At 43.2% G+C, this 6,060-nt stretch carries 2 protein-coding genes; both read left to right on the plus strand.

The window, feature by feature from the left end:
• A partial coding sequence (locus tag ACUVJL_RS10840; protein ID WP_445245845.1) for an AAA family ATPase occupies positions 1–5,100 on the plus strand: 5,100 nt, incomplete at its 5' end.
• Between the two features lie 683 nt (positions 5,101–5,783).
• Positions 5,784–6,060: hypothetical protein (locus tag ACUVJL_RS10845; protein ID WP_445245846.1), on the plus strand; the 277-nt coding region annotated here is incomplete at its 3' end.

Below are 6,060 nucleotides of genomic sequence, written 5' to 3' on the forward strand. Positions count from 1 at the left end.
ATAGCCAGACAGCGGGGCTATTTTATTAAAGGCAAATACGACCAATTCCAGCGCAATATTCCTTTCAGTGCATTTGTGCAAGCATTTCGGGAATTGATGGGGCAATTATTATCAGAACCGGATGCTCAATTACAAACATGGAAAACCCGGATTCTGACAGCAGTGGGCGACAGTGGGCAAGTGCTAATTGAGGTAATTCCTGAATTAGAACGCATCATTGACCCTCAAAGTCCTGCACTAGAACTGTCGGGAAGTGCCGCCCAAAATCGCTTCAATCTGCTGATGCAAAAGTTTGTGCAAGTATTTACCACAGCAGAACATCCATTAGTGATGTTTTTGGACGATTTGCAGTGGGCAGATTCGGCATCCTTGAAGTTGCTACAACTGTTAATGCAGGATAGGGGGCATCTATTAGTGTTAGGTGCTTATCGGGATAATGAGGTGTCCCCTACTCATCCGTTTATGTTGACGGTGGATGAAATTATCAAGTCTGGTGCAGTGGTGAATACTATTACCCTGCAACCGTTGAGTTTAGCAGATCTCAATCAGTTGGTAGCAGATACGCTGATTTGCGATTTATCCTCTTCTCAACCCTTGACAGAATTGGTTTATCAAAAAACCAAAGGTAATCCCTTTTTCTCGACTCAATTCCTCAAGGCGTTGTATGAAGATGGTCAAATTATCTTTGACCCCCCTGTGTCCCCCCTCAGTAAGGGGGGAAGTAAAGGGAGGTGGCGGTGCGATATTGCTCAAGTTACATTTGCCGATGCCTCGGATGTGGTGGAGTTTATGACGGTGCAATTGCAGAAATTGCCGGCCCTTACTCAGGAGGTTCTCAAACTTGCCGCCTGCATTGGGGCGCAGTTTGATTTAGATACCTTGGCAATAGTCAACGAAGAACTACCCGAACAAACAGCATCAGCACTTTGGAGAGCATTACAAGAAGAACTCATTTTACCTATTACAGAAGGCTATAAATGCTTCATTCCCACAGACGATCGAGCCAATACTGAGTCTGTTGCTAATCCAACTTATCGCTTCCTGCACGATCGCGTGCAACAAGCTGCCTATTCATTGATTCCCGACAACAAAAAAAAAGCCACTCATCTCAAAATTGGACAATTACTGCTACAAAATTATTCTGATCTAGAAAGAGAAGAAAAACTCTTTGATCTTGTGGGGCATTTAAATCAAGGAATTGAGTTGATTCTTCAACCGAGCGAACGGGAAGCATTAGCCCAACTCAACTTAGAAGCGGGAGGAAAAGCCAAAAGTTCTACTGCCTACACTGCGGCAAATATCTATCTGCAAACGGGAATAAATCTACTGAGGGCCAACTGCTGGCAAAGTCAGTATGAATTGACCCTAAATCTCTATATTGCTGCCGCTGAAGCTGCCTATTTAAATGCTGATTTTGAGGGTATGGAGCGGATGGCAGCAAAGGTTTTGCAAAAAGCCCAAACCATTTTAGACAAAATTAAAATTTACGAAATTCAAATCGTCGCCCAGACAGCCCAGAGTAAGATGTGGAAGGCGATCGCAGTGGGTAGAGATGCCCTGCGACTACTGGGGATCGATCTCCCGAGCGAACCTGACAAAGCCTTGATTGGTAAAGCGCTGCAAGCCCTGGCTAGTCAACTTCAGGACAAACACATTGAGCAACTGGTTGACTTGCCTGTGATGACAAATCCACAGAGTCGGGCAGCTATGCAACTCTGGGGAATGTTGCTTGCACCCATTTTTCAAGGAATGCCGAGTTTAACGCCCCTAGTTAGCTGCACCATGGTGAGTTTATCGCTCCAATTTGGGAATGCACCCGCCTCGACTATGGGGTATGCGATGCACGGGATGGTGTTATGTGCCTTTTTACAAGAGGTGGAAACCGGCTATGGCTTTGGGCAATTGGCACTCTCATTGCTCGATAGGTTCAATGTGCGCGAATTCAAGTCCCAAACTTTGCTTCTGTTTGGTTGCTGGCTTCAGCATCGCCAAGAAGCTATGAGGGCAATGATACCGACACTGAAAGATGGCTATACCGCAGGCATGGAAACTGGCGACTTTCTATACGCTAGCTACAACATAAACAATTACTTTCATGCTCATTTCTTGGGTGGGGTAGAACTAGACACTTGGGCAACCGAGATAGTAAGTTACAGCGCAGCGTTGGCTCAGGCGAAGCAATATTCTGTCCAGACTTATGTGGATATGACGCAGCAGACGGCGCAGAACTTGAGGGAAACAGTAAGTCAACCGGATTGCTTAATTGGAACTGCCTATGATGAAACAGTGATGATTCCTAAGCATAATCAGGACAATGAACTCTCTGCGCTCGCTTGTGCCTACATCTACAAACTCTTGCTTGCCTACTGCTATGGAAATTACACGGCGGCCCTAGACTACATTGCCCAAGGCCAACAGTATTTAATGGCAGTATCGGGATTGATTTTTGTTCCCATTTTCCATTTATATGCCGCCCTGACGAACTTGGCACTTTTCCCTACACAGCCAGAAACCGAGCAAGCTGATCTTCTCGCCTCTGTGGAAACCCATCAAACCACTTTGCACCAATGGGCGCAAAATGCTCCGATGAATTATCTGCATAAATGGTATTTAGTTGAGGCAGAACGGCAACGGGTGTTGGGTAATAAAGCTGAGGCGATTGAAATGTACGATCGCGCCATTTCTGGAGCCAAAGAAAATAAATTCCTCAACGAAGAAGCACTAGCTAATGAACTAGCCGCAAAATTTTACTGGGAATGGGGTAAAGAAAAATTTGCTCAAATCTACATAATTGAGGCGTATTATTGTTATATCCAATGGGGAGCCACTGCTAAGGTAAAAGATTTAGAAACACGATATCCCCAGTTATTAAAACCAATTAAACCTAGAAATAAAAACACTCAAAATACCGCAAGAGTAACGACCGATTCGGAATCTCTCTTAGATCTCACCACAGTAATGAAAGCTTCTCAGACGATATCCGGTGAAATAATGCTAGATAAACTGATGTCTAGCTTGATGAAAATTTTGATTGAAAGTGCCGGGGCACAAAGAGGATATCTAATTTTATCAAGCCAGGAAAAGCTGTTAATTGAAGCAGAATGGACAATAAATTCTCAACAAGTCACCGTGTTGCAGTCAATCCCCATAGAAGATTGTCAGGAACTTTCCTCCGCAATTGTTAATTATGTAGCCCGCACTCAAGAAAGCGTCGTACTAGATGATGCTGGCAGAGAGGGACAATTTACCAACGACCCCTACATCCAAAAGCATCAGCCCAAATCAATTTTATGTGTGCCGCTGATTAACCAATCTCAAATCCTTAGTATTGTTTACCTAGAAAATAATCTGACAGCCGGAGCTTTTACACCAGAAAGAGTGGAACTCTTAAAAGTGTTATCTGGACAGGCGGCTATCTCGATTCAAAATTCTAAACTCTATACAGAAGTACGCGACAATGAAACCAGGCTGACTCAATTCCTAGAAGCGATGCCAGTAGGGATAATGGTACTCAAACCCACTGGTACACCTTACTACGTTAATCAGAAGGCGCAGCAGCTTCTGGGAAAAGGAGTGGCGGCTGATGCCACGCGCGAGCAATTAACAGAGGTTTATCAACTATATACTGCTGACACTTCCCAGCCGTATCCTGTTGAAAAAATGCCTGGAGTGCGGGCATTAAATGGTGAAAGTTCCACTGTTAATGATATAGCAATCAACCAGACTGACAAGGTTGTACCACTGGAAGTTTGGGGAACGCCTATCTATGATAATCAGAGCAATATTGCCTACGGCTTAGCAGCATTTCAAGATATAAGGGAGCGCAAAAAAGCCGAAACTGAGCGGCTAAGGTTCACCCATCAACTTTTTCAAATCAACAAAGCTTACGAGCGTTTCGTCCCCAGTCAATTTCTGCAACTTTTGGAAAAATCTAGTATTCTTGATGTGCAATTAGGCGATCAAGTACAGTTAGAAATGTCTGTGCTATTTTCTGATATTCGTGACTTTACGACAATTTCAGAAAAGATGACACCCGAGGAGAATTTTCAGTTTATTAATGCTTATCTATCTCGGATGGAATCGGCGATTATTGAAAATAATGGTTTTATTGATAAATATATTGGTGATGCGATTATGGCGCTATTTAGCGGTAATCCTGATAATGCAGTAAACGCCAGTATTGCCATGCTGCATCAACTTCAAGTATACAATCAAGAGCGGGTGAATTCTGGTTATGCCCCGATTAAGATTGGGATTGGCATTAATACGGGGAATTTAATGTTAGGCACGGTGGGCGGGCAAAATCGCATGGATACGACCGTAATTAGTGATGCGGTGAATTTAGCTTCTCGTGTGGAAGGATTAACAAAAACTTATAGTGTTGCTTTACTGATTACACAGCAGACTTTTAATAAATTAGCTAATCCTAGCAACTATGCTATTCGCATGATTGCTGAAATTAGTGTGAAAGGCAAACTAAAGTTATCTACAATCTATGAAATTTTTGATGCAGATATTCCTGAAACAAAGCGAGGAAAATTAGCAACCAAAGATTTATTTGCTCAAGCTTTGCTCTTATACCGCCAAGAAAAATTTATCGCAGCCAAAGAATTGTTTTCTGAATGTTTAAAGGTCTGCCCTTCGGATCAAGTTGCTCAAATTTATTGGGACTGGTGCGAGCAAAAAAATCTTACTTTAAGCATGGAGCTATTAGAGAGAACTGTAGCATTAATTAAACCTCAATCTGAGGAATTTGTCAGTAAGTTTTATGAAATCCTTTTTCAGGAGTCTGAGCAGATTAAAACTCTTTTCATGAATACAAACATGGAACAGCAAAAAGAAAAGCTTTGGCAAAGCTTAGAAGTAATTATTGAAAATTTAAGGAAACCTAAGTTAATTCATGTTTTTGCTAAAGGATTAGGTGCAACTCATGCCAAATATGGCGTTTTAGAAGAACATTATCCTATGGTTGCCAATGCACTCATTCAAGCCCTGAAGGCGCAGATGGGTTTAGAGTGGACACCTGAAACCGAAAAAGCTTGGGTCGATGCTTATAAAATTATTCAGTCAGCTATGATTGATGGAATGACAGTTATGTGATCTAGATGAGGTGTTTGATGCTGACGGGCCAGAAATTAAACAGGGCAAGTTAGCGGATCTGGAATTGTTTGCAGAAGCTTTGACCATTTATTAGCAAGAGAATTTCGCGGAAACGCTGCGGCTATTTTCCGAGTGTTGGCGTCACAATCAGGGCGTGAGGGCCGCTAAAATTTATTGGGAACGCTGTCAGTCTGCATTGGTGAGTCGCACAAAAATCAAAGACCGGCCACACAATTTAGATTAATCATAAAAGTCCAAAGCTCGATCGCTACATTATTACACCGCGAGTCCCTGAGGGCTTTGAGAGTCCGCTTCTGGTGAGAGTTGGCAGCCGCGTAGGGCCAGGGAACTCTCACCAGCTATAGCAGATGTTGAAGGCTTTAGTTATCTAGAAGAGAGGGAAAATGCAATTGGGGGCAATGATTTGAGCGATTAAGAACGTCCTCACCATCGGGCGCGGTTGCTATATCTGAATATCTTGGCAGCAGAAAATGCGATCGACGGTTAACGCACAATACAAACTAGGGTAACGAAATCCGGACAACTACAAAGTATTTGCAGGCTGCTACCCGAAAGACTAAACATTTTGTTAACCAACCTTTTTTTTGCCTTTCTAACGCGCTATTATCTACAGAAAGCTGGTGCATTTTGACGGCTCGTTAATTTTTAGCAGAAAAATCAATATGCTCTCTATTGCAGGCGTTGCGGCCCAGACACTTATCTATGAAAGTGCCAACTCTCTGGTTTACCGGGCGATTCGGGAAGCAGACAACCAACCAATCATCCTCAAACTTCTCAAAGAAAACTACCCCACACCTCAAGAATTGGTGCGCTACCGCACCGAATACCGCATCACCCAAGAGCTAAAAGAGCCGGGAGTCGTACAGGTTTATGACTTGCAAAAATACCAAAACAGCCTCGTGATGTTTGTCGAGGACTTTGGCGGCGAATCCTTGACTA

It is taken from the genome of Microcoleus sp. OTE_8_concoct_300 (assembly GCF_031383065.1).
GTDB lineage: Bacteria > Cyanobacteriota > Cyanobacteriia > Cyanobacteriales > Microcoleaceae > Microcoleus.